Raw genomic sequence first — 24,624 nt, forward strand, 5'->3', positions numbered from 1 at the left:
ACAATGCAACTGCATTGCCAGTGAGGTTTATAGAAGTTATTTCATCATAATAAAGAAAAATACGGCTGCTAAAATAAAGCGATAGTAAGAAAACCAAGAGAGTCTAATTTTCTTCATCATATTAATAAATGTAACAACAGCAATCATTCCTACAATAAAGGCGGCAATAAATCCTACTGCGAATAAAGGAAAATCACTCATTGCTAGATTTTCGCTACTATCAAGTAAATCAACGAGCGATGCCCCAGCCATAATCGGAACAGAAACGATAAAAGTGAATTCGGCTGCCGCTTTTTGACTTGTACCGAATAACATCCCACCAGAAATCGTTGATCCAGAGCGAGAGAATCCAGGCCACAAAGCAAGTACTTGGAATAAACCGATAATAAACGCTTGCTTATATGTAATATCGTCTAATTCCTCTGAAATAACAGGTCTTCTAACTTTATCTGCCACTAGCATTAGTATACCTCCGGCTATGAGTCCAATTAATACTGTTTCATAACCAAATAGATACTTTTTAATGAGACTGTGCAGTGTAATTGCAAAGACACCTGCTGGAATCATTGCTAGTATAATGTGTAGTGCATTCAACCCACTATCTTTTTTAAAATTAAAATTTAATAGTTTAATAAATCGTTTGTGATATAGTACTAATACGGCTAACACAGCACCTAATTGAATAACTACAGTAAAAGTTTTTTCTTTTTCCCCAGTAAAGCCAAGTAATTCCCCAGTTAAAATTAAATGCCCTGTTGAAGAAACCGGTAAAAATTCTGTCAGCCCTTCAACAATCCCCATAATGATTGCTTGAAATAATTCGTACAAAAAAACATCTCCCTCCACACATTTACCACTACGTATAAGGATACTTTTCTACAGGCTAGTACTCCAATTCCGTTGGTTGATCGATTAACGTAATATCAATCATCCGAATCCGATAATCGTCACGTTCTCGAACGGTTAATGAATAACTATCGAACTGCCACTGTTCTCCTGCTGCTAAATTAGCATTGTTTTCAAAAATCCATCCACCTATCGTATCTACTTCCCCAGCATCAATATTCAGATGAAATTGATCATTCAAATCTTCAATTAACGTTCTACCACTCACTCGGTACACGTTCTCTGCCACTTGTTCAATTTCTGCTTCTTCATCTTCATCGAATTCATCCCGAATCTCGCCAACAATTTCTTCGACAATATCCTCGACTGTAATCATTCCAGATGTACCACCGTATTCATCGAGCAAAATTGCTAATTGCGATCGTTCGTTTTGCATTCGTGAGAGCAGTTTACTAATCGGAATTGTTTCTGGAACAGAAAGTACGGGAGACAGTAAGTCATCTAATGGATAGTCTTCTTGATCAGGATCATGCAAAAAAAGATGCTTCGTATGTAATATACCGATAATGTGGTCCTTACTACCTTTTGCAATTGGAAAACGAGTATAGCGCTCTTGCCTTATGATGGCTAAATGTTCATCCAATGGTGCGTCAACATAGAGACAAACCATATCTGTCCGTGGAATCATAATCTCTTTTGCCAAACGTTCATCAAAAGCGAAAATTCGATTAACGTATCCATATTCTCGTTGGTTAATTTTGCCACTTTCGTAACTTTCGGAAACAATCATTCTTATTTCTTCTTCAGAATGAGCATCTTGATCCGCTTGTTGTTTAAATCCCATAATACGGACAAGCCAGTTCGCAGATCCGTTAAGTAACCAAATAAAAGGATACATTAACTTGTAAAAAAAGATAATGTATGGTGCAGTCCATTGGCTAATCTTTTCAGACATAATAATGGCTAACGTTTTGGGAGCTAACTCTCCGAGAACAACATGCAAATAAGTTACAATAGAAAATGCAATAACAAATGTTAACACACTACTAATTTCAGGATTTATATTCCAAAAAGCAAATAATGGATCAAGCATTTTGGCAATCGTTGGTTCCCCTAACCATCCAAGTCCAAGTGCTGTTATCGTTATTCCTAGTTGACATGCTGACAAATAACTATCCAAATGGGTAGTTACTGTTTGAACTGCTTTAGCATTCTTCGCACCTTCTAATACCATTTGATTGACACGACTAGTCCGTAATTTGACAATTGCAAATTCAGTAGCAACAAAAAAAGCCGTTAATGCCAGAAGAACAGCAAATAAAACTACTTTAAGCGTCATAATGTTACCCCTTCTTTGAACAGAGAATTTGTAGCTATTGATTACATAATCCCCGCTTCAAACAAGGTTCATACTTATTAATTATTTCCTTCATCTGGTATCAATGATTCAGGTTGCGAAGGTTGGGCAATATTAGGTAGAATTTCATCGAGCGTTTGTGGTTTTAACAACTCAATTGGTGATATCCCTTTTTCAAATTGTACTGCATCTGCTTGTATGATAGCAACATATTGACCATTTTGTTCAGCTACATGAATATTTTTTCCAAAATCTGATAACAAACCACTTACTGTAATATTACCCATTTTAAAAGTTAATGGAAGATTCTCTTTTTGTTCAACTAAGACAGCAGCGGCTGTTTCTACTTGCTCTTGCGACCACCATTGCTGTAGTTCTCGTTTATCGCTTGCTGCCCAAGTTTCCAATTCATTTTCAACTTGACTTCGTTCGGTAGACGTTTCTGACTCATATTGATCGTTAATAAACTGGTGTACCATCTCGACAACTTGTTCCCCAATAATTTCAGGCATAGGTTTTTCATAGGAAACGTAGCGTAAAAAATCTTCAAAATATTTGGCATGAGACGCTTGGTGTATTTTCACTTCATAACGTTCAATCATGCCATCTTCTGGTATGTAGGGATACTGGATAGATTTGATACCGCGAGCACTTATCGCCATAGATACTTCAGAAATTAAAGAGTGTTCGTCTGAAATGGTAGCAATTTTAGGTTCAAAATCACATTTTAATAAAAATAATAAAGACTCATCCATAATGTCATTCCATTTTAACGTAGCAATGATAAAGGCTCCACCACGCACTGCACTTGTATCCATATATATGCGGACTAGCTCATCAGCTATACCAGCAAATCTTTCTTTGTCGGTTGCATCCCGTAATCGTTGAAATAAATTATGATTGGGATTGCTATCTAGTTCATAACCGGGTTCTACAACAAAGCGTCCTACTTTAGTAGGTGCATTGGCTGTACCAGGATGACGATCTACTTTTCGTTTCACTATTTTTTTAAACTCGTCATGCAAAAATTTTTTTAGTGCGCTGTATTCATATTCTTCTTGTTCCATCGTTTGGAAATGTTTAAATTGTTTTAGTGTATTTTCTTGATCCGAATTACTTTGAATAACAAAAAAAGATAAAAACTCAACAGTTAAATCCATGAGACAGCTCCTAAACCTTAATAGAAATAAAATTGAATAATCTGAACGATACCATATATAATGCCAATATGCAGCACTAACAAAGCTGGTACCCCAATAACAAATGAACGGTGTTTTGTTTTATGACGATATAGATGCATCGCTAAAAATACAGCTGGAGCGCCACCAAGCAAGCTACAAACAAAAAAACGCTTTTCATTAATACGCCGCTTTTTTGTTTTTGCCCGTACTTTGTCATCTTTTACTAACCAAAAACAATAACCATTGATAATAACATAATAAATAACGGCAATTAATGACCATATCGACATTTTCACACCTCATTTCTTTACCAAATAGCTGCATCCGTCTATCTTAATATTCGGATCATCTGTACGACTTCCCTTGTATCTCCGGCTAGTTGTTTTTCTTTTACATTAAGCTGTGAGGAACCATCACCGTCTAGAAAAATACCGTCAACTAATTGACCATTGCCAACCGTTTGTACAATTGCATCGCGAAATTGTTCTAAAGTCGCTTTCGTTTCACTAACGATTAAATAAACAATTCCTTTGTCATCGTAAACGATAGCAGAACGTAAATGCTCTGTATTAGCGAATGGAGCGGCTTCACGTTCAATCTGAGCCAACCAATTAGAATCATCCTGCAAGCTCATACTGATGCCACCTTGCGCCCAGAAACGCGAGTAATCTTTCACTCGAATATCTTTGGCAGATTGAACAACTTGTACGGATAAAGCATTGTCCTGTCCATCCCAAACTAAAGTACCGCGAGAATATTTGACATTTTCGCCACCACTACCATATTCATCCGCTTTCCCTTGTAGTGCTGTACCATTAACCATGGCAATACTTAATATATCATTATTATAAAAGAAACCACCATTCATACCAGCTTTGTTACTTAATGTAACATTACTATTGATGATTTCTGGCGATATATTCGCTGGAGCTGTAACTACTTGATGTAGAATCAATCCATTGTCTGCTTTTGTTTCTATGTATTCGTATTGCTCAATCTCTTCTATACCACCCGTTTTTACTACTTCCCTGCCGGATATAGACTGGATCATAAAATACAACGCTATCGCTAAAATAACCATTATTAAACCTAATATAGCAAATGATGCCATCCACTGCTTCTTTGATAATTTTACATTTGTTTCTTCCGACATACTAGCTTGCTCCCCCTAATCTTTTACTACATATATGTATTATACAAAAAAATACAAATAAATAACAGTGAGCGCTATTTAGCACTAGATCGTTAGGTCAAAAATGAAAAGCTGTCTGCACCCCGTATCATCCGGCAACAGACAGCTTATGACTACTTTTCAACTATTATTCTAAATCTTCAAGCGGATAAAAAATAATATGGATTGGAAAAGAAGAATTCGCTGGTGGGCTATATTCTAATGTTAACATATCTTCTTCACCAGTCGTTTTTGCAAGAATTGACATCCCGTTAAACGCAGTCAATGTACCTGTGCTTGGCACTTTCACAATTTCTCCGTTTACTTTGAACGGTCCTTTGAATACACCAGCCCGTGGTAAGAGCATTACTGCCATTTTTTCAGGATTTTTAATATTAATTTTATAGATAGTACCATAGTTGCTTTTCAGTACAGTATCTACACCGCTCTGTGGATCGTAACCAGGATAGTGTAAATCAACTTTCCCGTCACCTAGTACTAGTTTATGAGGTTTACTGATCGGATTGGCTGCCATATCAATATCCCAGTCGAAGCCAGCGATTTGAAAAGTACCTCGAATATGTCCTTCAAACGGCAACTTAGGCATTTTCAACATATCTTCCGATACTTCCTTAGCTGCTGCAAACGTAAACGTCAAATCACCATCTGTCTCCAAGTCATACATCAAGTTAACCCCTTGTTTAGGGTCAAATTTAGGAAACTGTTTGTAAATAAACGTTTGAAATGGTGGTACAACCATTGTTTCAGGTTTCATTTCGTCTAATAAGAAATCGACCATAGCTTCACTACCTATTAAATTTGCATAAATAGAAGGAAACACTTCACCTTGTCTGGTTGTACGAACTGTAATTGGCTCATCTGTTGTGTTAGTAGCTAGTATAGCAAAGCCTACAGTTTCCCCAGTTCCATTGAAATGGTCGGCATATAAGCGGCCTTTGCCATTAATAATATCTTGATATAAAATACCTGTTTGGTAAAATGTTTCCGGGCTATCACTCATCAGCAATGAACGAGAAGTATCGTTCGTTACTGTTTTTGATAGATCGGGAAAGTTAGAGTAATGTTTGTTAATAATGTTCCAGTTCGTTTTCACAATTCCCCCAACTGGCAATTGGTAAATCGGAAATTCAAGTTCAGATAAATAATGCTCATCCGTAATTTCTACATTTCTAGTAAATGATTTGCTAATATTACCAGACTTATCTGTAACTGTTAATGTGATTGGATAAGTTCCCGCTTCAAAAAAGGCATCTTGTTTGCCTTCCCATTTTAACTGTAAACCATCGCCATCTGGATCGTAGCTCAAATTAACATATTTGATCGGCTCACCTTTGCGGTATGTATCTTTAGCAAAAGCAAACTTGGCAATTGGCGTAGAGTTTTTCTTATCAGGATCATAAACTCCATTTGGTGTACCGTTATAAATAACTTCTACCGTACGTACGTCGTGATTGTATGTATATTTCGCATTCATATACTCCGATAACCACGTCAATTTAATCATTAAACTGCCATTGACGATTTTACCTCCATCACCAAATGGAACAGCTTTACCGTTGACAGTTAGTTTTTCTTTTCCGTTGTTGAAGATAATAAGATGGCTAGGTGTTTTCAGTGTAATTTCTTTTGCGGCAGCATCCCATGTAACATCCATTCCAAAAGCATCACCTAAAAATTTAGCTGGTACATACGTACTTCCGCCCTGCACGAATGGAGCTGCGTTTAAAGTATGTATTTCACCGTTCAAGAAAACTTCTTTTTTGTCAATTTGGAATAAAACATATGAAGTACCGGACGTCACTTTAGCTGCATGTATGAGCGGGCTAGATATTGGATTTACTAATAATACAGCAGAAAGCACTGTAGTTAGCGCTGCTCCCTTTACCCAACTGCTCATTTTTTTTGTAGACTTGCTCAACCGATTTCATCCTACTTTCTGTATCTATTGTGAGTAAGTTAAAGCAATCTGTATTTTAGTATGTCTTTATCACTCTTTCCTCTACTCCACTAAATTAGACGTAATTATTCTAGAAAAGTTGCGCTGATAAAATAGAATAACGAACTTAATTAACAATATGTGCTCATATTTCCAGACTTCTTTGATTATTCAACAATATTTTCATTTTGGCGATAAGATAACTTGCGGCACATTTTTAATTGGGTGCATCTGAATCATCGTTTCGGCTTGATAAACATGGCGGATCGTGTCGGCAGTTAATACTGCTTCTGGTGAACCAAAAGCATACAATTGACCGCGATAAATGACAAGTAATTCATCGCAGTATAAAGCTGCAATATTAAGATCATGAAGTACGGCTATAACAGTTAATGATTGTTGCTGCTTCCATGTTTGAATTTCGTCCATTAAATCTATTTGATAGCCGATATCTAAATGAGTTGTCGGTTCGTCTAACAAGATAATGCCAGCGTCTTGTACCATTAATTGCGCAATTGCTACACGCTGTCGTTCTCCACCACTTAGCTCGTTCAATTTTTTGGTTTGTAGTGATCCTAAACCCATCTTAGTAATTGCTACATTGATTTGTTTTTCTACATAGTCGGAGGAGCGTTCTTCTATGCCGAGCAAATTTTGATAAGGGAATCGACCCATAGCGATTATTTCTTTTACTGTAAAGCCAATAGTTGGCAAACCTTCTTGTTGCAGTACAGCCAATTGCTGCGCCAGCTGTTTTCGAGCAATCGTATGGATGTGCTTATCATGCATAGTGGCAATGCCAGCAGATGGCTTATTTAAGCCAGACAGAATATGTAATAACGTTGATTTTCCCGCTCCATTAGGACCAATAATGCCATATGTTTTTCCTGGGTGAAAAGTATAGGAAATATTATGTAGTATTTGTTCCGTTTGGATTCGAAACGCTACTTCTTTTAACTTAATCATTATATCCTCCTAAACGAACGATCGGTTTTAGTGCATGTGCATTTAAAGTAAAGTTGCTTGTTTACCTGCTTTTTTATGACGAATTAACAAATAAGCAAAAAAAGGAGCACCGACTAAAGCTGTAATAACTCCTAACGGTATTTCTCTCGGGCTCAGCAGCGTTCGAGCAAGTGTATCTGCCCACAGCATAAAGGTGCTGCCACATATAGCAGACAGCGGTAACAAGAGTCGATAATCTGGTCCAACTAAGAGTCGCAGTAAGTGGGGAATGACCAAACCAACGAAACCAACGACTCCTGACACAGATACGGCAGCAGCTGTTAGCAATGTGCAAGTAATAAGAATGATAAATTTCGTTCGCTCTACATTCATTCCCAAATGAGCCGCATGCCGTTCACCTAACATGATTACATTGAGTTGAGAACGATATAAGAAAAGAATAGGAAAACCAATAATTAGAAATGGCAATAGCATAAGTGCGTGGTCCCAACTTCTATGGGCTAGCGATCCCATAATCCAAAATAATATTTCATTGACTGCACCTTGGGATAAGGAAATCATAAATGATACGAAAGCACCTAAAAAAGCTTGCACGATTACGCCAGATAGTATTAATGTTTCAATATTCATTAATCCTTGGTGACGAGCTAGCATTAATACTGTAATCAGAGCAAGTAACCCCGTAAGGAAAGCTGCTAGCGGTATAGTCCACAGTCCTAGCCATAGCTGCATTCCAAACAGGATAACTACGGCTGCACCTATAGAGCTACCTGATGCTACACCTAACGTATATGGATCAGCTAGCGGATTGCGTAGTATCCCTTGAAATCCAGCTCCAGCTAGTGCGAGTGCTGCACCGACCAATACAGCTAATATGACGCGCGGTAATCGGACTTTAACGACTATAGCTGCCGTTGCGTCTGTATAACTAGCATCTGTTTGCCAAGAATGGAATAAATAATCTTGCAGAATAGACCAAACATCGGCAAGCGATATCGATGCTGAACCAACAGAAAGACTAACAATAATAGAAACAATAAGAAGCAGCATTGCTGCTGCTCCATAAGTGAGTTGTTTCTTCATCATTGTTGTTCAAATAGCTCTGGATGGAGAGCAGCAGCGATATGTTGTAAACTATCTGCTAGTCGTGGACCGACTCTTGAAACTTGATCTTCATTAATCGGAAATACTTTTTGTTCTTTAATAGCATCGATGACTTCCCAACCGGCTCTATTTTTAATGCTTTCTGTTAAAACATCGGTCTCTCCTTCTCGATCGGCAAACAAAATAACACTTGGATTCATCTCAATTAATTGCTCTACAGAAATTTCATACCAACCTGGCGTCTGACCAGCTACGTTAGTACCACCTGCGAGTTGTAGCATTTCATCAATAAACTCGCCTGATCCAACCGTCCATCCTTCCATTACTTCGAAGAATACTGTTTTCGGCTCTACGCCACTTAGTTTCGTAACAATATCGTCTTTCACCGATTGCATATGCTTCGCTACTGCTTCAGCTTCTTGCTGTTTATTCATCAACGTTCCAATTGCTTGAATTTTTTCGATAACTGCTTCATATGTTTTAGGATCTGTTGCATAGACAGTGATATCTAGCGCTCGTAATTGCTCAATAGCGGCTGTATTCATTGTAGATGAAGCAAACACGACGTCAGGCTCCAAAGCCATTATTGCTTCAATATTGGTCGTTGAATCTCCAATTTGTGCTTTTTCTTTTGCTTCATTCGGATAGTTGCTGAATGCGTCTACTCCAACTACTTGTTCTCCAGAACCAATGGCATATAATATTTCTGTTTCACTCGGCAGCAATGTGACTACTTTTTGTGGAACTTGTGTAATTTCGAGTGTAGTATTCGTATCGTCTGTAATCGTTAGAGGATAAGATGTTTCTAATTTTTCATTGTTGCTAGATTCAACACCATTATTTGTCGGTTGTTGTTCTGTTGGAGCAACATTGGTTGGAGTTCCTTCGTTTTTATTATTTGTTGTAGTACAACCTGCAAGTACCAACGCCGTAATTATCGTTAATATAACGAGATATAGTGATTTTTGCTTCCATGCCTTCATCATGATTTCTCCATTTCTATTTCATATTTATATCTGATGTGTTGCTTCTTCTTTGTTAGGCCTCTATATTTCCAGCCCAATGTAACATACCATCATGAACATTGGTCACTTCATACCCTTGTCTACTTAAATATTCACATACTCGACTACTTCGACCGCCACTCTTGCATATAACAATGATCTCCCCATCTTCATCATGTACTTCATGTGCACGAGCTTGAAATTCTGAAAGTGGAATTAATCGAGCGGAATCGATGTGCCCTTCCGCCCATTCATCGGGCTCTCTTACGTCAATCAAATTAATTTTTTCGCCTGCTTTCAACAACTCTTGTAGTTGAGCTGCCGATATTTCATTATACATAGTTACTCCCTCTTTTCTATTTGTCTCTATATCTCTTAAATATTAGCCCATAGCTGAATTGAATGTCCAGTCTGATTACGAATGAAAAGTGAATAAATGTAAAACTGCACCTCTTTTTATTAGTTTATTACCTAATAAAGGAGGTGCAGTTACTATTTGAGGCCTAGTTATTTTTTACACTTATGCTTTTTTCGTTTTTTGACTTGTCGTTGCTTTTGCCCGTTTGCGGTTAAGAAACTCATAGACGATTGGAACTATTACAAGTGTTAGCAGGGTAGAACTGATCAATCCGCCGATAACTGTAATTGCCATTCCTTTTGAGATAAGCCCGCCACTACCGCCATCACTTATTGCAAGTGGAATCAATGCACCAACAGTTGCAATAGCTGTCATCAAGATAGGACGCAGTCGCGTAACTCCTGCTTCAAGTAATGCTTCTCGAACAGACAAGCCTTCTTCTTCCTTGCGAATAACACGGTCGATTAATACGATAGCGTTTGTTACAACGATACCGATCAACATCAATGCTCCAATCAGTGCTGTTGCACTCAACGTTTCACCAGAAATCCATAGACCTACCATCGCACCGATAACGATGAACGGTAAGGAGAATAATATAGCGAACGGTGTAACACCACCACCAAATGTAAGTACTAGCACTAAGTACACGATAGCTATAGCAGCAAGCATAGCCAGACCTAACTGGGAGAAAGTCTCATTAATTTGCTCCGTTACGCCACCTTGTGTTATCTCGATGTTACCTGGTAAGTTCATATCTTTAATAATTTTTTCGATATCACCGGTTACTTTCCCAACATTAGAAGCAGTAATATCTGCGGAAACTTCCGTATAAATACGGTCATTACTACGAGTGATTGTATTTGGAGATTCTCCTTCTACAATTTTCACAACGTCTTTAATGGCTACTTCCATACCTAATGGAGATTGGATTTTAATATTTTCCAAATCAGCTAGTTTATTATACGTACGTTCTTCTGTTTTCAAATAAATATTAACTGATTCGCCATCATTTTCAAGCGTTGTTACTAAAGGACGTTCTCGAACTGGGCTTAATTCCATCGCAATTTGACCAGCAGTTAAACCTACTTGGCTTAGCTTCTCACGATCAGCTACAATTTGATATTGGTCGTAAGTGTCTGCCAATGTAGAAGATACATTTTTCAAATCGGCATGACCAGTTAATTTGTCTACTAATTCATCAACCACTGATGTTAAAGATTTCATATCTGGCCCATATACGAACAGCGACACTTTGGAACCACCAAGTCCTCCACTCATAAAGTCTTGATTTTTCCATTCTCCTTTACCGCCTAGTTCATCGAGCAAAGGTACAACCTTTTCTTTTTCTTCTGTGAACCCTTTATATTTTTCGTTATAACTTAAATTGAACAATGCTTGTTTATTCGCCGTTGGATTCATTGGATTTTCACTACCAACAGAATATTGTACAATTTCTATTTGATCACGTTCTAATAAAATCTTTTCTGCTTGTAAAGCTAAATCTTCCACTTGTTCACGTGTTTCACCAGGAGCAGGATTATAAGTAACAATCATCATTTTTTGTTCATCTTCTGGTAAGAAGCTCACACCTACTAATGGGAATAATCCTAAACTACCAATTAACAATAATACAGCAATTCCAAATGTAATCAGTTTATGGTTCAACGTCCATTCAAGCAAGTTTCTATATTTTGAAGTTAATTTACTTGGTTTGGAATCTTTTTTCGTCGTTTCTTTCAAACCATTACGAAACATCATATGAGCGAGCATTGGAACGATTGTTACCGCAACGATTAATGATGCAAGTAGTGCAAAGACTACCGTTAAAGCAAATGGCATAAATACTTCTCCAACCATACCTGAAACGAAGCCAATTGGTAAAAATACAGCGATCGTTACAATAGTAGAGGAAGTAATCGGAATTATCATCTCTCTAGTAGCAGATAGAATAAGTTCTGCACCTTTGAGTGGTTCGTCTTTTAACTTTAACCTTCGATAGACGTTCTCTATAACGACAATGGAGTCATCAATTACCCGTCCAATCGCCACGGTAATGGCACCAAGCGTCATAATGTTAAGCGATATATCTAGTTGTTTTAACGCTAACATCGCCATAAGAATTGATAATGGTATCGATACAACAGCAATAACTGTTGATCGAATATCGCGCAAAAATAGCATAATGATAATAATAGCTGCGATCGCACCAATTACCGCTTTCTCCAACATAGAAGTAACGGAATCTTCAATTGGCTCTGCTTGATCAAAGGAGTTAACAAATGTCATCGTATCGTATTTTTTTTCTAGATCATTAATGACATCTTTTACTGCGTTAACTACTTCAACTGTATTAGCGTCTGTTCCTTTGACGATGTTAATACCGATAGAATCCGCACCATTCGTACGGGAGATAGATTTTACATTATCGCTAACCTTTATATCAGCGACATCGCTGAGCTTCACGCCCGGAACGATTAGTAAGTTTTTCAAATCTTTTTCTGTCGTTATATTACCATCGATTAATAGTGATTTTTCTTCCTCACCAAATTCAAAAATGCCTAGAGGTACAGATACAACAGAAGCACTAATGATGTTTTTTACCATTTCTTCATCAAGCTGCATTTGCTCAAGCACATCTTGTTTAAAAACTAATTCGCCTTCTTTAACACTTTGACCAGCAATTTGTACAGATGCAACTCCATCTATCGATTCCATTTTTGGAATAACAAATTGTTCTGCAGCCTCCGTTAATTGTGGCATCGTCATCTCGCTATCCGATAAACTTAATGCCATAATTGGGAATGAATTAATGCTCATTCTTGATATTTGTGGTTTGTCCACTCCATTAGGGAACGTCATTTTCTCGAGCGTTTCTTTTATCATATCTTCCGCTCGATTCATTTCTGTTTTGTATTCGTACTCTACAATAACAGATGATGCATTTTCAAAAGAAGTAGACATCACTGTCTTTACCCCTTTTAAATTTCGTAACTGTTGTTCCAATGGTTTCGTTACTTCTTCCATAACCGCTTCCGGTGCTGCACCTGGATAAACGGTAGTTACGCTAACAATTGGTACTGTAATGTCTGGGATTAGTTCCATCTTCATATTCGTCGTAGCATTAATACCAGCGAAAATGATAATGACGGTCATAATCCATAATGCAAATTTGTTTTTCAGTGAAAACTTAATAATACTCTTCATGCTCATCCTCCATTGATCTATACTTTGAAACGATAACCAACGCCCCAAATAGTTTCAATATATTGCGGGTTAGATGGATCGTGTTCAATTTTTTCTCGTAATCTCCTAATATGAACCGTAACAGTTGCTGTATCACCGTTGGCATCAAGCCCCCAAATGCGCTCGAATAGCTCCATTTTGTCAAATACCCGATTGGGATAGGTTGCCATTAATAATAATAAATCATACTCTTTTGAAGTAAGCATCACTTCATCTCCATGAATCATTACTCGGCGAGCTACTTTATCTATGCTGAGACCACGGATAATGATCATATCATTTGTTCGTTCATCTTGTTGCGTTAATCGATTATATCGAGCTAAATGAGCTTTTACTCTCGCTACTAATTCACTTGGGCTGAATGGTTTTGTCATATAATCATCAGCACCTAGCCCTAATCCTCTAATTTTATCGATATCTTCTTTTTTGGAAGTTACCATAAGTATCGGCACATTTTTAAATTGCCGGATTTCTCGCAGAATCTCAAAACCATCTTTTTTGGGAAGCATAACATCAAGTATAATTAAATCAAAATTTCGCTCAAGCGCTAATTTTAATCCAACATCCCCGCTCCCTTCAATCTCTACGCCAAATCCATGACTTTCTAAATAATCTCGTTCTAGCTCTGCGATTGCTCTTTCATCTTCAATGATAAGTATTTGCTGCATAATCTTTCACCACCCTTGTCGTTTGCTTCGGAAGTCGAATAATAAACAACGCGCCAAGTAGACCATTATCTGCATATACATAGCCGTGATGCCCTTCAATAATTTGCTTGACAATAGCGAGCCCTAACCCGCTACCACCAGTTTCAGAATTTCGTGATTTCTCGGCTCGATAAAATCGTTCAAATATAAAAGGGAGATCTACTTCATCTATTCCCGGTCCGTTATCTTCAATTTCTATAATAGCAAATCGTTCATCTTCTTTTAAACGAACTTCGACTCGATGCGGCAATGCTTCATCTCGCTCCAAATACTTCACACAATTATTTAATATATTTAGCAGTACACGGTTTAATTTTTCTGGGTCAGCAGAAATGGAAATGCTGCCATCAGTCGTATCAATAAATCGTAAAGCAATATTGGATTTTTCCAACTCAAAATGTTGTTCCTCCATAAAATGCTCCACATAAGCAGATAATTCGATTCGTTTAAAGTCGTACGCAACCGTTTGTAAATCAAGTTTGGAATACAAAAATAATTCTTCTATTAATTCATCCATATGTTCTGCTTTATTATAAATCGTTTTTAAGTAACGCATACGCATTTCATCCGTACTAGCTATACCGTCAATAATTCCCTCTATATAGCCTTTTATAGCAGAAATAGGCGTTTTCAAGTCATGAGAAATGTGTGATAATAATTGTTTCCGATTTTCTTCATATTGTAAACTTTGATCGATGGAGCTTTTAAGTCTTACACGCATTTCTTCAAATGCTACACTAAGTTGATTAATTTCTTTAATACCACTTATTGCAATAGGTTGTCCTAAGTTACTATTTTGAGGCAGTACTGGAAAGGACAAATCACCTTCTTTTATTCGTAGTGCAGCAGAGCGAAGCGATTGAATAGGTTTAATAATACTGCGAGAAACAATGTAAGTTAGTAAAAAACTAGTTAGTGCAATAAAGCCGAGAAATACCATCATAACAACCGGATGCCAAAACATAGGTATAGGATCTAAACGATAAAACAATATTAGTTGTCCCAAAGAACCGTCGGGATAGGTAAATGTTTCAGCCTTTGTGGCAAAGCGATAGAGATCCAGCGTTAGTTCTGTAGGTACATCGTATAAATATTTATTCCAGTTCTCTCCTTCAAATAGTCGCTGGAGAAATGGAGATATATGCTCTACTTTATTATTTTGGGCAATAACTAGCCCCGCCCAGGCATCATCTAGACGATCATCTAACGACTGTATGTATGCTACATCGTCTAATTTGGCAGTGTCGTATTGCAAAATATAATTTAATTCACCATATACAAGAGCTTGTTCAAAAGATTCATTTTTCTCATTGCCAGTCATTTCCCTAAGATCATGCTTGCCTGCTATGACATACATCGTTAATATTAACATGATTGCTAACATAAGCGGAACAAATGCCATGGCTAAGTAAGATTTGTACAATTTCAATCGAATAGATGACAATTGCTATCACGCCTCACTTTTCTAATAGCTATCGGCACTTCTTATCATACCGATAAAAAATAAACAATTTCATAGTTAATTATTACAAATTTATTACGTTATTCGCGCAATGATTTTATACATTGCATTGTGTAATACAGTATGCCTTATTATTGTTATTTATAGTTCTACTCTAATCGTGAAGGGAGTTTTTTTTACGTATGACCATTATCTCCAAACAACAGCGAGTTTTATTTATTACGATTACTTTGCTTTATTGGATATCTATGTACATCTACGTTCCAACTTTATCTCCATATTTAAGCAGCAACGGTTATTCTTTACCCTTTATTGGTATTGTACTTGGTAGTTATGGACTAATGCAAATGCTCATCCGCTTTCCGCTTGGTATATGGTCGGATACTTTTGGGAAGCGAAAACCGTTTATTATTTTAGGAATGTTCACCGCTTTTGTCAGTTGTATTTTATTTCTTATTCCCGATTTTTGGTTATGGCCTTTAGCTGGACGGATTGTAGCAGGTATTTGTGCATCTACTTGGGTGGCGTTTACGGTAATGTATGCTAGTTTTTTTAGTGCAGAGCAAACAGGAAAAGCAATGGGTAATATCAGTTTTATGACGGTTAGTGGACAGCTCATCGGTATGCTGCTAAGCACTTTTCTTGCCGGAAGCTTTCATCCGACGATGCCCTTTATTGTTGGAGCAGTTATTGCTATCATTGGGCTTATATTGGCTATGTTTATAAAAGAACCTGCTGTTACAGAGCGAGCTGGAATGTCCTTTCAAAATGTTAGAGCTGTAGTAAAAACAAAGCTCCTATGGCATGCCTCTATTTTATCTATTTTAGCTCATTCCGTGTTGTTTATAACGATGTTTGGATTTACACCATTGAAAGCTGCTCAGCTTGGTGCTTCAGGATGGCAGTTGACACTACTAGTATTTTCATTTATGGTTCCGCATGGAATAGCTTCATTGATTACATCAACCATCATCGTAAAACGATATGGACAATATGGGACGATTGTCTTAGGATTTGTCTTTAGCGGGCTCTGTACCGCAGCAATGGTATTTATTCCTTCTATGGAAATGTTATATATGACGCAAGCATTAAACGGTTTTGCACAAGGTATGCATATGCCACTATTTTTAGGCATGGCGATTAGTCAGATTAATGAACGACTAAGAGCAACTGCCATGGGATTGTATCAGGCAATCTACGCTAGCGGTATGTTTGCAGGTCCTTTTATAGCAGGATTTCTTAATGAACGTTGGAGTTTGAATAGTGGATTTATATTTGGTGCATTCGCTGCATTAGTAGGGACAATATTCGCATTATATTGGAGAAAAAAAGAGCAATCAGAAAAGCTACACTTACGCTCATCCGATCGCTCCCTATCCTCTTAATTGATACTATAAACTGACATAATGTTCGATCAACATCAGTACAAAACTAATAAAGCTAATTAGCATCCAAAGTCGATAATCAGTTTGTTGAAACTGGAGTCGATAGCCATAATGGGGCTTAGTATGAATCGTTTGGTAGCCGCGCAATTCGAGTGCTTCCGCTAATTGTTCTGCTCGATAAATGATGGAGCGCAAGTAAGGAATCAGCATTGGAATGATGGCTACAAACGGTAAACGACCATCTTTTGTTATTATTTTCCCGCGCAAGCGGACTATTTTACTAAATCGCTGCCACTCTTCTATTAAAAGTGGAATAAAGCGAAAAATTAATGTAATTAGTAACCCAATGGCTGCCACTGGTACTTTGTATTTACTTAACCAACCAAATGTTTGTTCAAAAGCTCTCTTCAGTCGAAAAGGTGTAATAAGTGACATCATTGGCAAGCCCAATGTCATCACTAACAGCAATTTATATAACCGTTGACCTGTTATTGCCGCTGATGACCAATCAAAAGATAAAGGTTGAAATTGAATAGCAGATACCGCAGTAAAAATAATACTAATGAAGAACATCACTTTAATTATAGAAATATGTTTGAACGCTAATGTTCGTATCGGCCACAATAATAGCAGTGTAACAATAGTAGTTATTATTAACGTTGACCATTTTTCTTGCAGCAAGATGACGGTAGACAAAAGTAAGTATGAGACAATAATAGATCTGGGGTCAAAATAACTAGCAGAAGTAAACTTTGATTCACTTTTTTTTCTGTTGTCCGCATCATTTAATTCTTTTGTTTGCTCGCATTCCGTTAACTTATCTGTTTCTTGCATTCTATCTATTCCTATGGTCTGTTCTAGAAGCTTCTTTTTGTTAAGTGAACTTATATTAGACATTTGCATGATGTTGTTTATTCTGCTAGCCGTTTCTATTACTGTTTCACTCGCTACATTTTTTGTTACTGTATCATCCGCTAAGCTTCCTTCATGCAGCGTTAGTATTTTATTGGCAATAGGTTGCAACACATCTAAATCATGCGTTACGACAATTGCCCCGACGCCTTCCGCTTGATATTTTTGTAAAAAATCGATTAGCATTGCTTTTCCTCTATGATCCAAACCAGATAATGGTTCATCGAGTAGTATCCAGTCTGGTTCGGTAACTGCGATACAAGATAACGCCAGTCTACGTTGTTGACCTCTGCTTAACGTCCACGGATCACGTTGTAATAGATGCTCTTCTAGTCCAGTTCTAGTCAGCGCCCGATGTATCCGCTCCTCAACTTGCTGCTCCTGCGAAGCATAAGGTTTTAATGCATATAGCAATTCTTTTTTGACTGTCTCAGCAAACCACTGTTGTTCTACCTGTTGCATAGCGAGTCCAAGACGTATGATCGCAGGACGGTTCAATTTTATTGTTTTAGGACGATGTTGTGTCGTTGTCCAAAGCGATTGATTAGAAATGATAATTTCTCCATTTGCTAATTGTTTTAAACCAGCGATCGTTTCTAGTAAGGTACTTTTCCCCGCTCCATTATTACCAGTAATAACGATAATATGTCCAGCTTCGAATCTTTGGTTGCACTGATGCAGTAAGTTATTTTCTATCGTCTGATTAGGATGGGCGATCGTTACTTGGTGTAAAATTATATCTGTTTGTTTGTTTTTATTTATGTTCATTTGTTTGAGTGACCTCTGCTATTAGTTCATTCCAAGAAAATGGAAGTTGCAAGCTACTGTTCTTTTGCTGTAATTGCCAAAACAGTTGGACATATAGCGGAGCTGCAAATTGGAGTTGCTCACATCTACTGCTTCCTTCCTCTGATTGCTTATTTCTTGTAAACCATTGTTCTGCACTACCTTCATCCGTTACCTGCCCTTGTTGTACAACCAATACTCGATCTGTTCGCATAATCTCATCTTCTTTTTGCGTTGCCCAAACGACAGCCGTTTTTTGCTTGTTATGTATAGTTCGCAGCTGCTCCATAATTAATTGGACCATTTCACTATCTAACATCGCTGTCACTTCATCCATCAGTAATAGATGATTAGAAACTGCTGCTGCACCTGCGATTGCTGCCAGTTGTAGTTGTCCACCGGATAAATGTTCCAATGGCAGATGACTAAAATGTGTCATAGCGAACCGGCGTATTATAGCATTCGTAAGCGGAATGATCGTCTTTTCTGGCACTCGATATTGCTCCAGTAACAATACGATATCTTCCCATGCTGAAGCTCCTATTAAACCAGCGCCTGGTTGCTGTTGCACAATTGGAATGAGAATTGCTGTTTGATCTGTTTGATCATCACCCAGCCATTGTATATTACCTTCTACCCGATATTGTGTTGATCCTGATAATATTTTTAACAAAGTACTCTTCCCACTACCATTCCACCCATACAACTGAATCCAATCACTTTTATATATCGTTAGCGAAACATCTTGTAGTAAAGGAAACTGCATCGCCTCATCTTCCATTGGATAGACAAATAAACGTTCGCAGATGATTAACGGTTCTTTTTCTAAAATATTTTTCACTTCCCCTCTTCCTTCTCGCTACAATCTGTGCTAGAATTCTCATTGTTAACTTAATTATAATATATTTGGTTAACAATTAAAAGACTATTTTTTAGTAGAAGGAGTATGAAATGAAAGATTTATCGATTCGATCATTAGTTTTAACCGCTTTATTCTCTGCCTTATTTATTGTTTTAAGTTTGCAACAAATGAAACTAGCCTCATCTGTCATTCCATTTACGTTTCAAACACTAGCTGTAATTATTGCTGGTATCTTTTTAAAGCCAAGACAAGCTTTTTTAAGTATATTTATCATTGTTATACTTGGTACGATAGGATTACCTATCTTCGGCGGAAAAGGCGGACTTGCTGTTGTATTAGGACCTACAGGAGGCTATATTATTTCTTTTTCATTCTGTGCTATGTTTATTAGTATTATTACCAATCGTTTTTTGAAATTAACTAAACCAGAAACAATGCTGCAACGAGCAATTTATTTTTTACGTTTATTTGTTCCATATATAATAGTCAGTATACTATTCGTACATATGATTGGATCAACTTGGATGATGTATGTGCTGGATACTTCTTTCTTGAAAGCTTTATCCCTTGGATCAATCCCGTTTATTCCAGGCGATCTTATAAAAGCGGCCATTGGAGTTATCCTTGTGCTAGCTCTACCTACTACGATTAGGAAAACTCGTGCATAATGCTGCCCTTTGATCAATTAGTTGCTTCATAAAAAAAGCATACAGAAAAACGCTAGGATAATCATACGTGATTTCCTAGCGTTTTTGCATATTTCACTATCATTAGTCACTACAGTCTTCAGGATCTTCTTTTTCGGCACCTTCAAGATTGATTTTTTCGGAAACAGTATCACGAATGACAGAAACTACTAATTGCAATAAGTAATTAATATCCGATTGCGCTTGCTGAAATTGCGTTACAATCGGTATGTTATCTAATTCATTTTGTAACACTTCCATTTCGCCTTCAATCTTTTTAACCATATCAGGATTGCGGAATGTATTTTCGAAAGCGACTAGTTCTTTTTGCTTTTTCTTAACGGATGCAATTAAACTTGCTACACGGTCGTTACTATTAATTTGTGCTTCCGCACGACGATAATCTTGCACTTCTGTAGATTGAAAAATCGCTTCTGATAATTGTTTTGCTTTTTCCATAATGTCATCTTTTAATAACAAATCACGTGTATGAAATGATGGAACATTAGTGGGGTCATCTTGATGACTGCAAACTTCTCCGGTAGCAAAGTCATTGTGTACAGCTGCAGTATCTGCCTTGTTTTGTGACATGGATTGCAACTCTCCTCTTCCAGTTATCGTTATTAAAATTTGTAGTGACTATTCATTCCCGGCAGCTTTTACTGCAGAGATAAGTGGTTCACCTTTAATATACCAGGTTTGTGCTTCCACAATTTTTACATCGATAAACGTGCCTATCCAGCTTTTTGGACCTTGCACATGGACTAGTTTGTTTGAACGAGTTCTTCCCGAAAGCATATCAGGATTGTTTTTACTTTCGCCCTCAATCAATACTTCAGCAGTCGTTCCGATTAGTTCTTCATGCTTTTGTCTAGCTATCTCTGCTACCAATGCATTCAACCGTTGTAATCGTTCTTTCTTCACATCAATGGGAACGTTATCCTCCATTACTGCAGCAGGAGTGCCTTCACGTGGTGAATACAAATAAGTATAAGCCATATCAAAACCAACTTCTTCCACTAGTGACAACGTTTCTACAAATTGCTCTTCTGTTTCACCAGGAAAGCCAACAATGATATCTGTTGTGAATGATGCATTGGGAATTGCCTGTTTGATTTTACTAGCTAAATCAAGAAATTTTTCTCGATTATATTTTCGACTCATTCGCTTCAATACTGCCGAACTTCCGGACTGTACTGGCAAATGAATATGTTCTACAAGATTACCACCAGTAGCTAATACTTCAATGAGATGATCATCGAAGTCACGTGGATGACTTGTCATAAAACGTACTCTTGGAATATCAATTTTGGCAATATCAGCCATCAAATCACCAAACTGATATGTCATATCTGTAAAATCTTTACCATACGCATTTACATTTTGACCGAGTAGCGTAATTTCTTTATAGCCTTTTCGAGCTAACTCTCGCACTTCTTCAATAACATCCTGGGGTCTTCTGCTACGTTCTTTACCTCTCGTATACGGAACAATACAATAAGTACAGAACTTGTCGCATCCATACATAATGTTAACCCATGCTCGCATCCCAGACCGTTTTTTCGGCAAGTTTTCAATAATGTCGCCTTCTTTGGACCATACTTCGACGACCAATTCTTTACTAAAATATGCCTCTTCCAATAGATTAGGTAGACGATGAATGTTATGTGTTCCGAATATTACATCTACAAATGAATGTTTTTGTAAAATTCGTCCAACTACTGATTCTTCTTGTGACATACAGCCACAAACGCCTAATATTAAATCAGGTTTTTCTAATTTCAAGTTTTTCAAGTGACCAAGTTCACCAAATACTTTGTCTTCTGCATTTTCACGAATGGCACATGTATTTAACAAAATAACATCTGCTTCTTCACGATCCTCAGTAGCTATATATCCCATTTGCTCAAACATACCACGCATCACTTCTGTATCGTGTTCATTCATTTGACAACCGTATGTTTGTATAAGATAACGCTTGCCAGTACCCATCGTTTGTAGTCGATCTGGTATCGCAAAATCATAGTGGACTTCAATTTCTTCTTTCCCTCTACGCTTCGTTTTCTTATAGCTAGGGGTTGCATTTATTTTAACTATTCTGCCTTTTATGCGATAAGTAGATGTATCTTCATCTTGATCTAACAATTTAGCATCGCTAAAGTCGAAATACTTAGAATAGTCTTTTGTCTCTGGTTTTATTTCTATTGATTGTTCCGGACTGGTAGGTTTACTGTTTTTGTTCACAACCGTTCACTTCCTTATCGGTATCTATCCTATTACACATAGTCCAATGTCCTATTATAGCAGTTGTTGAAAGAGCGGGTCAATAAGTAGTATCGGGAAAGAGCATAATAAAAGACAGGTTTAGCAACTGAATAGCTAATTCCTGTCTTTTGTGAACGATTAATCGATTATTTCAGCTATATCCCCATTGTTAATTGCCGCTGCATTAGCTTCGTCAGTATCAATATGCATATCCAAAGCAAAGCTATCAGATACTCGAGCAATGACGTTTTCAAACACGACACCACGTTCGCCACCTGTTCGTACCCGCAAACGATCTTTATCCTTCACGCCAAGACGCTTAGCATCGTCTGTATGGAAGTGAATATGACGTGCCGCTATAATTGCACCTTCTTGCAATTCAATTTCACCTGCTGGTCCTGTTAGTTTCATTGGAGCTGAACCTGCAATATCGCCAGATTCTTTGACTGGTGGTTTAATTCCAAGCACAAAGGAATCTGTTTTTGAAATTTCTAACTGCGTTTGACTACGTGCAGGACCTAATATACGTACTTTCGGAAATGTGCCCTTCGGCCCGCTTACTTGAACCGTTTCATTGGCTGCATACTGTCCAGGTTGCGATAATGGCTTCATCTCCGTTAATTGATAACCTTCACCAAATAATATTTCTACATGCTGTTGGGATAAATGAATATGTCTTGCAGAAACACCAACTGGAATTTGTCTGTTTGTCACTACGATACACTCCTCGTTTGCTTTACAGCCCGATATTATTCGTCATAAGATGCTGTGTAAAAAACTATTATTTAACTTCTGTATTGATCATACCACTTATTAGAATTAAGCGACAAGGTTTGACACCTTTCGTCACATAACTGTAACGTATAACAGCTCATATTTGTCCATTTATTCCGGTAAATGCTGTTGCAAAAAGGTGAGAGCGTTTTTATGTAAAAATTGTTCCACTAAAGCATCATCAAAACGCTTGTATAAGCTTTCTTTTAATTGATTCACTTGTCCGGGATGAGCAAGCCCTAATACATGTTGATCAATTCCATCAAAATCAGAACCAAGCATAATGCTATTTTGTCCGCCTAATTCACATATATACTCGATATGTCGAATAACATCATCAATCGTTGCCTGCTCGTTTGTTGTCAAAAAATAAGGAACATAAGTAATACCGATAAGACCGTTATTTTCAATAATATATTTTAGTTGATTGTTATTTAAATTACGTGGATGCGGGCACAACTCAAATGCGTTGGAATGTGAAGCAATAATCGGTCGAGTAGTAATAGCTGCCAAATCCCAGAAACTTGTTTCTCCCAAATGCGAAATATCTAGAATAATACCAAGTTCTTCGCATTGTTTAACGAAAGCAGCTCCAGCTGAGCTTAACCCAGCGTTTCGTTGCTCTAGCACGCCATCAGCCGCCCAGTTGGCATTATTCCAAGTTAAGCTTAATGCTCGGAGACCTAATCTATGTAACAGTCGCAATAATGCCGGATTGCCATCTAATCCATCGCAACCTTCTAACGATAGCATAGCTCCAATTTTATTTTGCTCTATACAAGTAGCGAGATCATGTTGATTGCGAACAAGTGACATTTTTGGATGCGAAATAATATGAGAATAAAATAAATCAATACTTTCTAACACATCTAATAACCAGTTTTGTCTAGATTGATGTACAAAAACTGCAAACACTTGCAATAACGAATCTGCTTCAACTAAGCGATCTAATGTCACATCGAGTTTTTCGTTTACTGTTGATTCTGTGTCCATTGCTGTTGCGAAAGACAGCTCTTTATCATCTAGTAATTTATATAGTGCATCACAATGAAAATCAATGGTTTTCATTATATCCCCTCACTCTCCTACAACTTTATTTGTTTTTATTCATTATATCAATTTTATGTTTTTCATGAAGCAAAAAACCCGTTCACAATAAATGCAAACGGGAATTAAGGCATAAGTTAGCATCTTTAATAAAAAAATAATAGCGCTGTTACAGCTCATTTAAGGATTAGCGTGGTTCTACTATTAATTTAATAGCTGTTCGATCTTCACCATCAATAACTATATCTGTAAATGCCGGTATACAAATAAGATCGACACCACTTGGAGCGACAAAACCACGTGCAATGGCTACTGCTTTTATCGCTTGATTCAGTGCTCCTGCCCCAATTGCTTGTAACTCCGCTCCACCTCGCTCACGTAGAACACCTGCCAAAGCCCCTGCCACTGAATTTGGATTGGACTTTGCTGATACCTTTAATACGTCCATAAAAAGTACCTCCCCTGGAATGTTGGTTGGATTCACTTATAAAGTGTATTCGTTACTTGCGAAATAATTCCTGACTTCGCAGTATCATTTGTCGAATAGA

Annotated in this window: 22 protein-coding genes; 2 read left to right on the forward strand and 20 right to left on the reverse strand. The window is 37.4% G+C overall.

Going from position 1 to position 24,624, the window contains the following annotated elements:
- Positions 1-36 precede the first annotated feature (36 nt).
- The 13 genes from ACFSTH_RS20030 to ACFSTH_RS20090 form a co-directional block, all read right to left on the reverse strand.
- The gene (locus ACFSTH_RS20030; RefSeq protein ID WP_377773223.1) at positions 37-828 is read right to left on the reverse strand and encodes an undecaprenyl-diphosphate phosphatase; all 792 of its coding nucleotides are present in this window, start codon (positions 826-828) and stop codon (positions 37-39) included.
- A gap of 55 nt (positions 829-883) precedes the next feature.
- Entirely contained in the window at positions 884-2,185 is a 1,302-nt protein-coding gene (locus tag ACFSTH_RS20035) for a hemolysin family protein (protein WP_377773225.1), read from the reverse strand.
- 77 nt (positions 2,186-2,262) lie between these two features.
- Entirely contained in the window at positions 2,263-3,363 is a 1,101-nt protein-coding gene (locus ACFSTH_RS20040) for a DUF3900 domain-containing protein (RefSeq protein ID WP_377773227.1), read from the reverse strand.
- Positions 3,364-3,380: 17 nt separating this feature from the next.
- Positions 3,381-3,674, reverse strand: a complete 294-nt coding sequence (locus ACFSTH_RS20045) for a DUF1294 domain-containing protein (RefSeq protein ID WP_377773229.1) — start codon at positions 3,672-3,674, stop codon at positions 3,381-3,383.
- 38 nt (positions 3,675-3,712) lie between these two features.
- The gene (locus ACFSTH_RS20050; RefSeq protein ID WP_377773231.1) at positions 3,713-4,537 is read right to left on the reverse strand and encodes a phosphodiester glycosidase family protein; all 825 of its coding nucleotides are present in this window, start codon (positions 4,535-4,537) and stop codon (positions 3,713-3,715) included.
- A gap of 166 nt (positions 4,538-4,703) precedes the next feature.
- Positions 4,704-6,494 (reverse strand): stalk domain-containing protein, encoded by a 1,791-nt coding sequence (locus ACFSTH_RS20055; RefSeq protein WP_377773233.1) that lies wholly within the window; start codon positions 6,492-6,494, stop codon positions 4,704-4,706.
- A 201-nt stretch (positions 6,495-6,695) separates the two neighbouring features.
- Positions 6,696-7,478: an ABC transporter ATP-binding protein gene (locus ACFSTH_RS20060; protein WP_377773235.1), complete on the reverse strand. Its 783-nt coding sequence runs from the start codon at positions 7,476-7,478 to the stop codon at positions 6,696-6,698.
- Positions 7,479-7,520: 42 nt separating this feature from the next.
- Positions 7,521-8,564 carry a FecCD family ABC transporter permease gene (locus ACFSTH_RS20065; RefSeq protein ID WP_377773237.1) on the reverse strand — a complete coding sequence of 348 codons (1,044 nt, stop codon included), beginning with the start codon at positions 8,562-8,564 and terminating at the stop codon, positions 7,521-7,523.
- Positions 8,561-9,568: an ABC transporter substrate-binding protein gene (locus ACFSTH_RS20070; protein ID WP_377773239.1), complete on the reverse strand. Its 1,008-nt coding sequence runs from the start codon at positions 9,566-9,568 to the stop codon at positions 8,561-8,563. Before ACFSTH_RS20070 ends, ACFSTH_RS20065 begins: the two co-directional genes overlap by 4 nt.
- Positions 9,569-9,620: 52 nt before the next feature.
- Positions 9,621-9,926 carry a rhodanese-like domain-containing protein gene (locus ACFSTH_RS20075; protein ID WP_377773241.1) on the reverse strand — a complete coding sequence of 102 codons (306 nt, stop codon included), beginning with the start codon at positions 9,924-9,926 and terminating at the stop codon, positions 9,621-9,623.
- Positions 9,927-10,106: 180 nt separating this feature from the next.
- Positions 10,107-13,151, reverse strand: coding sequence for an efflux RND transporter permease subunit (locus ACFSTH_RS20080; RefSeq protein ID WP_377773243.1), 3,045 nt, complete (start codon positions 13,149-13,151; stop codon positions 10,107-10,109).
- A gap of 17 nt (positions 13,152-13,168) precedes the next feature.
- On the reverse strand, positions 13,169-13,858 hold the full coding sequence (locus tag ACFSTH_RS20085; protein ID WP_377773245.1) for a response regulator transcription factor: 690 nt from the start codon (positions 13,856-13,858) through the stop codon (positions 13,169-13,171).
- Positions 13,836-15,341: a sensor histidine kinase gene (locus ACFSTH_RS20090; RefSeq protein WP_377773247.1), complete on the reverse strand. Its 1,506-nt coding sequence runs from the start codon at positions 15,339-15,341 to the stop codon at positions 13,836-13,838. Before ACFSTH_RS20090 ends, ACFSTH_RS20085 begins: the two co-directional genes overlap by 23 nt.
- A 200-nt stretch (positions 15,342-15,541) precedes the next feature.
- On the opposite strand from ACFSTH_RS20090, the gene ACFSTH_RS20095 reads away from it, so the two are divergent.
- Positions 15,542-16,744: an MFS transporter gene (locus ACFSTH_RS20095; RefSeq protein WP_377773249.1), complete on the forward strand. Its 1,203-nt coding sequence runs from the start codon at positions 15,542-15,544 to the stop codon at positions 16,742-16,744.
- A 6-nt stretch (positions 16,745-16,750) separates the two neighbouring features.
- Here the strand turns inward: ACFSTH_RS20095 and ACFSTH_RS20100 are convergent, their stop codons facing one another.
- The gene (locus ACFSTH_RS20100) at positions 16,751-18,424 is read right to left on the reverse strand and encodes an ATP-binding cassette domain-containing protein (protein WP_377773251.1); all 1,674 of its coding nucleotides are present in this window, start codon (positions 18,422-18,424) and stop codon (positions 16,751-16,753) included.
- Positions 18,411-19,283 carry an ATP-binding cassette domain-containing protein gene (locus ACFSTH_RS20105; RefSeq protein WP_377773253.1) on the reverse strand — a complete coding sequence of 291 codons (873 nt, stop codon included), beginning with the start codon at positions 19,281-19,283 and terminating at the stop codon, positions 18,411-18,413. The genes ACFSTH_RS20100 and ACFSTH_RS20105 overlap by 14 nt, the downstream gene beginning before the upstream one ends.
- A 110-nt stretch (positions 19,284-19,393) precedes the next feature.
- Here ACFSTH_RS20105 and ACFSTH_RS20110 point away from each other — a divergent pair, with 110 nt between their 5' ends.
- Positions 19,394-19,972, forward strand: coding sequence for a biotin transporter BioY (locus ACFSTH_RS20110; protein WP_377773255.1), 579 nt, complete (start codon positions 19,394-19,396; stop codon positions 19,970-19,972).
- A 102-nt stretch (positions 19,973-20,074) separates the two neighbouring features.
- Here ACFSTH_RS20110 and ACFSTH_RS20115 read toward each other — a convergent pair whose 3' ends face one another.
- The 5 genes from ACFSTH_RS20115 to ACFSTH_RS20135 all read right to left on the reverse strand — a co-directional run bounded on the left by ACFSTH_RS20115 (position 20,075) and on the right by ACFSTH_RS20135 (position 24,524).
- On the reverse strand, positions 20,075-20,581 hold the full coding sequence (locus tag ACFSTH_RS20115) for a RicAFT regulatory complex protein RicA family protein (RefSeq protein WP_377773257.1): 507 nt from the start codon (positions 20,579-20,581) through the stop codon (positions 20,075-20,077).
- A gap of 48 nt (positions 20,582-20,629) precedes the next feature.
- Positions 20,630-22,189, reverse strand: coding sequence for a tRNA (N6-isopentenyl adenosine(37)-C2)-methylthiotransferase MiaB (gene miaB, locus ACFSTH_RS20120; RefSeq protein ID WP_377773585.1), 1,560 nt, complete (start codon positions 22,187-22,189; stop codon positions 20,630-20,632).
- Between the two features lie 204 nt (positions 22,190-22,393).
- Positions 22,394-22,969, reverse strand: a complete 576-nt coding sequence (gene pduL, locus ACFSTH_RS20125; RefSeq protein ID WP_377773259.1) for a phosphate propanoyltransferase — start codon at positions 22,967-22,969, stop codon at positions 22,394-22,396.
- 171 nt (positions 22,970-23,140) lie between these two features.
- A complete protein-coding gene (locus ACFSTH_RS20130; protein ID WP_377773261.1) occupies positions 23,141-24,097 on the reverse strand; it encodes a dipeptidase in 957 nt (318 codons plus the stop codon).
- A gap of 166 nt (positions 24,098-24,263) precedes the next feature.
- The gene (locus ACFSTH_RS20135) at positions 24,264-24,524 is read right to left on the reverse strand and encodes a stage V sporulation protein S (protein WP_006036664.1); all 261 of its coding nucleotides are present in this window, start codon (positions 24,522-24,524) and stop codon (positions 24,264-24,266) included.
- Between the last annotated feature and the right edge of the window lie 100 nt (positions 24,525-24,624).

The sequence above is a fragment of the Paenibacillus yanchengensis genome (assembly GCF_042684845.1).
Classification (GTDB): domain Bacteria; phylum Bacillota; class Bacilli; order Paenibacillales; family Paenibacillaceae; genus Pristimantibacillus; species Pristimantibacillus yanchengensis.

What these genes read in the sequence shown, in the direction of transcription:
- ACFSTH_RS20035 (WP_377773225.1), bottom strand. Translation starts at nt 2,185, where the DNA reads ATGACGCTTAAAGTAGTTTTATTTGCTGTTCTTCTGGCATTAACGGCT.
- ACFSTH_RS20040 (WP_377773227.1), bottom strand. Translation starts at nt 3,363, where the DNA reads ATGGATTTAACTGTTGAGTTTTTATCTTTTTTTGTTATTCAAAGTAAT.
- ACFSTH_RS20045 (WP_377773229.1), bottom strand. Translation starts at nt 3,674, where the DNA reads ATGTCGATATGGTCATTAATTGCCGTTATTTATTATGTTATTATCAAT.
- ACFSTH_RS20050 (WP_377773231.1), bottom strand. Translation starts at nt 4,537, where the DNA reads ATGTCGGAAGAAACAAATGTAAAATTATCAAAGAAGCAGTGGATGGCA.
- ACFSTH_RS20060 (WP_377773235.1), bottom strand. Translation starts at nt 7,478, where the DNA reads ATGATTAAGTTAAAAGAAGTAGCGTTTCGAATCCAAACGGAACAAATA.
- ACFSTH_RS20065 (WP_377773237.1), bottom strand. Translation starts at nt 8,564, where the DNA reads ATGATGAAGAAACAACTCACTTATGGAGCAGCAGCAATGCTGCTTCTT.
- ACFSTH_RS20070 (WP_377773239.1), bottom strand. Translation starts at nt 9,568, where the DNA reads ATGATGAAGGCATGGAAGCAAAAATCACTATATCTCGTTATATTAACG.
- ACFSTH_RS20075 (WP_377773241.1), bottom strand. Translation starts at nt 9,926, where the DNA reads ATGTATAATGAAATATCGGCAGCTCAACTACAAGAGTTGTTGAAAGCA.
- ACFSTH_RS20080 (WP_377773243.1), bottom strand. Translation starts at nt 13,151, where the DNA reads ATGAAGAGTATTATTAAGTTTTCACTGAAAAACAAATTTGCATTATGG.
- ACFSTH_RS20085 (WP_377773245.1), bottom strand. Translation starts at nt 13,858, where the DNA reads ATGCAGCAAATACTTATCATTGAAGATGAAAGAGCAATCGCAGAGCTA.
- ACFSTH_RS20095 (WP_377773249.1), top strand. Translation starts at nt 15,542, where the DNA reads ATGACCATTATCTCCAAACAACAGCGAGTTTTATTTATTACGATTACT.
- ACFSTH_RS20100 (WP_377773251.1), bottom strand. Translation starts at nt 18,424, where the DNA reads ATGAACATAAATAAAAACAAACAAACAGATATAATTTTACACCAAGTA.
- ACFSTH_RS20110 (WP_377773255.1), top strand. Translation starts at nt 19,394, where the DNA reads ATGAAAGATTTATCGATTCGATCATTAGTTTTAACCGCTTTATTCTCT.
- ACFSTH_RS20115 (WP_377773257.1), bottom strand. Translation starts at nt 20,581, where the DNA reads ATGTCACAAAACAAGGCAGATACTGCAGCTGTACACAATGACTTTGCT.
- ACFSTH_RS20130 (WP_377773261.1), bottom strand. Translation starts at nt 24,097, where the DNA reads ATGAAAACCATTGATTTTCATTGTGATGCACTATATAAATTACTAGAT.
- ACFSTH_RS20135 (WP_006036664.1), bottom strand. Translation starts at nt 24,524, where the DNA reads ATGGACGTATTAAAGGTATCAGCAAAGTCCAATCCAAATTCAGTGGCA.